Below are 4,750 nucleotides of genomic sequence, written 5' to 3'. Positions count from 1 at the left end.
CCTCAATGTCTTTCCCCGCCAGGCTTTGCGCATCCGGGATGGCGCGGCGTAGCCAGGCCGGCACCGTTGCGATCGACGCGGGCGACGGGGCACCGCCAAGCGTGGCGTAGTGGCGCGTAGCGGGTTTGGGCCGCAGAATCATCGAAAACAGGATGAATCATGGCGGCGCTTTTGGCAACCGAAACCGTTTTCAGCGAGCAAAAGCCCGAAAATCAGGCCCAGCGACCCTCCGAAGCGCCCCACAGCACCGGGCCGCAAGACGTTGTTCCCGCCGGCGCCGGTGTCGGCTGACCCCTGGGCCGGCGCCGACAGTCCCGACGGCGAGCTGCCGGACATCGTATCGATCGTCATGGCGATGGACCAGGCGCCGGGAGACGAGCCTGCGGAAGCCCCCTCCCCTGCCCTGTCGATCAGCGGCGGCCAGACGGGTGTGCCGGCGCATCTGGAAAAACTTGCCGATCGTGCCCGCGACTATGCCGAGGCGGCGAGCGCGGCCAACACCCGCCGCGCCTACGCCACCGACTGGAAGCATTTCGGGAGCTGGTGCCGACGCCAAAGCGTCGAGGTGTTCCCGCCCGATCCGCAAGTCGTCGGGCTGTACATCACCGCTTGCGCATCCTGTACGGCCACCGGCGACAAGACGCCAAATTCCGTGCCGACGATCGAAGACCGGCTGTCCTCTCTGACCTGGAACTACGCCCAGCGCGGGCAACCGCTGGCCCGCAAGGATCGGCACATCGCCACTGTGATGGCCGGCATCCGCAACAAGCACGGCGCGTCGCCGCGGCAGAAGGAGGCGATCCTTACCGAGGATCTGATCGCTATGCTGGAGACACTCGAACGCGGAGGCTTACGCGGCTTGCGCGACCGCGCCATGCTGCTCCTCGGCTTTGCCAGCGGCCTGCGCCGCTCCGAGATCGTGGCTTTGGACATCGACCGCGACCAGACCGAGGACGGCCGCGGCTGGATCGAGATCCTCGACAAGGGCATGCTCGTTTCCCTTCGCGGCAAGACCGGCTGGCGGGAGGTCGAAGTCGGGCGCGGCTCGTCCGATGCCACCTGCCCGGTTGTCGCGGTGCAGACCTGGCTCAAGCTCGCCGGTATCGCGCACGGACCGCTGTTCCGGCGCGTCACCGGCCAGGGCAAGGCGGTCGGCGCCGGTCGGCTCAACGACTAGGAGGTTGCGCGCCTGGTCAAGCGGACCGCGCTGGCGGCCGGCGTGCGCGGCGACCTGCCGGAAGGCGAACGCCGAATGCTGTTTTCCGGCCATTCGCTGCGCGCTGGCCTCGCCTCCTCGACTGAAGTCGATGAGCGCTATGTGCAAAAGCAACTTGGCCATGCTTCGGCCGAAATGACGCGCAGATATCAGCGCCGTCGCGACCGCTTCCGGGTCAATCTCACCAAGGCGAGTGGCCTGTAGGAGGTCCGGAAAGTCCCCTCCCCTTCCCGTTTGAATCGAATAACGAGTTCTTTTCCTTCAAGGGCCCGACATGACCGGTCTCAACGAAGGAAAAAGGTCCCGTTTCGGCCGATATCGCGGGCTGCGCGAGGAGAAACGGCTTGCCCGGCGTGCTTGACGCTGCAAGCCTCGAGGAGTGTATGGGCGCGAACGCAATACCCATCGCGCACCCTGACCCTAGCCCGAATTGGCCAACAAATCGTAAACGCAGGAGCGCGCATCTATGGAAACCAGGATCATCGACAGCCGTAACGATTTTGCACAATGGGCCATCGATAGGTCCAATGCGATTCTGACGGATCAGGGTTCGGAACTGCCACCGCGGCCCGCAAGGGAAACGAAGCCGAGATCGCTGAGACAGCACAGGCGCTCGGCCAAGCGATCGTCGATGCGCTGATGGAGGCGTTCGACGGCCTCGCCGGCGACGAATGAACCACGGCTTGGCCGGCACGACTGGCTGCGCCAACGGAAACGACGGCCGGTATGTGCGCTCCCAAATCCATCCAGCCATCATGATTTCAGACTGCGCTGAACCCGCCTCGGCGTATCGCGAAAGCCTCACTCGTCTGCGCATCTTCAAGGCAACAAGACCGTCCACGTCGAGCGGCTATCCGACAAGCATGTCGCTCGCCCGGCGAGTGGCCCCGCTCGGCGGCAATTTGACCGCCTTCTGGAACCGGCACCGATCGGCCGACCAAAAAATCGCCAAATGGCGCGGAACGAGCGTCGTTGCCTTCGCCCCCACCGGCTGCGACGTCGCGACTTCGCCCAGATCTCGCTCGGCCGCGAGATCGAATACCTGGCTCGGTCGGTCGTCGATTCCGTCTACCGTCTCTACAGCGCCGACGATCTGTTCGGCCCGGCCTGGGTGCGGCGTGAACTTGTAACCGACGCGCCCGTGGTTGCTGGACCCGTCTACCGGCTGCGCGGCCGCCTAGCGCGCGGAATAAGGACCGACCTCGCGCCGGCCGCGATGCTCCAATTCGTCGCATATCAAAAGCCAAATGGGCAAACAGTTGTTCGACAGACCTCGACCTGTCCCAGTCCGCAAAAAACCGGTCTTCGCGCGACGCGAAATCGACAATCATGAGCGCTCTCGGGCCTGACCTCGCGGATGACACGGGCCTCGAGCTCAGCCTCCGGTGGGGCATTTTGAGCGGCCGCGGGCTGTTGGAAGAAGGCGCTTTGGTGCACCTCCTGATCGCATCTGCCAAGGTAGTAAACGACCGAAACTGCGCGTGCGGAGGGCGCTCGATGCTGCGCCCCCATTCGACCAGGCGCGATTTTTCTGGCCGAGATCCTAAGAGACAAGGATATCGCCACTGCGCCGGGGAGCAGATCGTATTATTCAGCCGCCGCTCCGACGCCACGTCAGGTAGATCCTTGATGACAAACTGCGCGATGTCACGTGAGTCGACTGCCAGCAGCCAAGTTGACTGCAGTCAACTGAGGAGGGGCTCCATTTCTGTTAACCTTTCGTTAGTATTAAATCTGTTGCCGGATCGAAAGAATCAGGGCTACATGCGCTTAGTAGGCCGTTTCGGCTTTAGAAACGCATGTGCGGAAAAATTCGATGAATATGATGATCCGGGAAGAGATTGCAGAAGTCGATCTGTTAATCACACAGCAGGCCAATGACCTCTCCGCAATGCTTCACGAGCATCGGCTCAAAATGTTCCCGCCGAATGCACAGAAAACTTTGCGACCGTTTCAGTTATCGGAGGCTGCGCAATATCTCAATGTGACGGGCGGTTATCTCAAGAATTTGTCTCTCGAAGGCAAGGGGCCGCTGCCGATGGTAACACCGTCCGGCCGCCGTTCATACACGGCCGTGCAGCTACTGGAGATGCGCCAGTATTTGGATAGAAACAGCCGGGCGGCAGCGAAGTACGTTCCGCACCGTCGAAACACGGAACACCTGCAGATAATTGCAGTCGTCAATTTCAAGGGGGGCTCCGCAAAAACGACGACGGCAGCCCACCTGGCGCAGCATCTCGCACTAACCGGGCACCGAGTTCTAGCCATCGACCTTGACCCGCAGGCCTCGCTATCCGCCCTGCACGGCTTCCAGCCGGAGGTCGACCACAACGAATCCCTCTACGAAGCCCTACGCTATGACGACGAAAGAAAGCCGCTGTCGGCGCTAGTTCACAAGACAAATTTTCCGGGTCTCGACATCGTGCCCGCGAATCTCGAGCTGCAGGAATTCGAATACGATACCCCCCTCGCCCTCGCTCAAAAGGACGGCTCCATGGGACGCATCTTTTTCGGGCGTCTCGATGAGGCCTTGGCTGACGTTGCAGACCAGTATGATGTAGTCATCATCGATTGCCCACCTCAGCTTGGCTATTTGACACTGACCGCGCTCTCTTCATCAACCGGCATCCTGATCACCGTGCATCCACAAATGCTTGATGTGATGTCAATGTGCCAGTTCTTGCTGATGATGGGCGAGGTCATGGGCACCCTGAAGAGGGCAGGAGCCAACATGCGGCTCGACTGGCTTCGTTACCTTGTTACCCGCTACGAGCCTACTGACGGCCCCCAGAGCCAAATGGTCGCCTTCATGCGATCGCTGTTCAAGCAGCATGTCCTCGTCAATGAGATGCTTAAAAGTACCGCAATCTCGGATGCAGGGATAACCAAGCAGACGCTCTACGAGGTCGAACGCTCCCAGTTCACACGGTCAACGTATGACCGCGCAATAGAATCGGTGCATCGCGTCAACTCCGAGATCACAGGGTTGATCCACAAGGCATGGGGGCGCTGATGTCCAGGAAGAACCTGCTGACCTCATTCACGGAACGAAAGTTGACCGCAGTCAACTCAGATCCGGGGAGTGATCTCTCCCCAGCAGTGGAGCGAAACCGCAGCCGTGGTGCCTTCGGGGCCATAACGAGATCGATAGATGAGCTCGCCGAGAAAGCTCAGGCGGCAAAGGAGATTGAATCTCGGCTCCTTGAAGGCGCTACAGTCATCGAACTCGATCCTGATACGATCGACATCTCGTTCGTTTCAGATCGCATAGGTGATGATAAGGAGACCTTTGAGGAGCTGGTGGAAGCCATCCGGCAGAGGGGGCAGGATAGCCCAATCCTAGTGCGTCCACATCCCGGCGTGATCGGCCGCTACATGACTGTATTCGGCCACCGACGCGCGCGGGCGGCTAAGGTGCTCGGGAGACCGGTGAAGGCGGTCGTCAAGGAATTGGACGATAGGGACCATGTGATCGCCCAAGGGCAGGAAAACAGCGCCCGAGCCGATCTCTCATTCATTGAGAAGGCCGTTTTT

Annotated in this window: 4 protein-coding genes and 1 pseudogene; all 5 read left to right on the top strand. The window is 60.9% G+C overall.

Going from position 1 to position 4,750, the window contains the following annotated elements:
- Window positions 1-159 precede the first annotated feature (159 nt).
- Window positions 160-291 carry a hypothetical protein gene (locus EOA33_RS41365; protein ID WP_281033552.1) on the top strand — a complete coding sequence of 44 codons (132 nt, stop codon included), beginning with the start codon at window positions 160-162 and terminating at the stop codon, window positions 289-291.
- Between the two features lie 58 nt (window positions 292-349).
- Window positions 350-1,420: pseudogene (locus EOA33_RS24795) on the top strand (site-specific integrase).
- A gap of 748 nt (window positions 1,421-2,168) precedes the next feature.
- A complete protein-coding gene (locus EOA33_RS39245; protein ID WP_190234363.1) occupies window positions 2,169-2,549 on the top strand; it encodes a hypothetical protein in 381 nt (126 codons plus the stop codon).
- A gap of 483 nt (window positions 2,550-3,032) precedes the next feature.
- On the top strand, window positions 3,033-4,229 hold the full coding sequence (repA, locus tag EOA33_RS24780) for a plasmid partitioning protein RepA (protein WP_127406827.1): 1,197 nt from the start codon (window positions 3,033-3,035) through the stop codon (window positions 4,227-4,229).
- The coding region (gene repB / locus EOA33_RS24775; RefSeq protein WP_245482423.1) for a plasmid partitioning protein RepB at window positions 4,229-4,750 on the top strand (522 nt) is incomplete at its 3' end. The genes repA and repB, both read left to right, overlap by 1 nt.

It is taken from the genome of Mesorhizobium sp. M4A.F.Ca.ET.050.02.1.1 (assembly GCF_003997725.1).
In the GTDB taxonomy this organism is placed as follows: domain Bacteria; phylum Pseudomonadota; class Alphaproteobacteria; order Rhizobiales; family Rhizobiaceae; genus Mesorhizobium.
This window is presented reverse-complemented; position numbering and strand designations above follow the sequence as displayed.

Coding starts and splice junctions, on each gene's coding strand:
- EOA33_RS39245 (WP_190234363.1), top strand. CDS start 2,169: ATGGCGCGGAACGAGCGTCGTTGCCTTCGCCCCCACCGGCTGCGACGT.
- repA (WP_127406827.1), top strand. CDS start 3,033: ATGAATATGATGATCCGGGAAGAGATTGCAGAAGTCGATCTGTTAATC.
- EOA33_RS41365 (WP_281033552.1), top strand. CDS start 160: ATGGCGGCGCTTTTGGCAACCGAAACCGTTTTCAGCGAGCAAAAGCCC.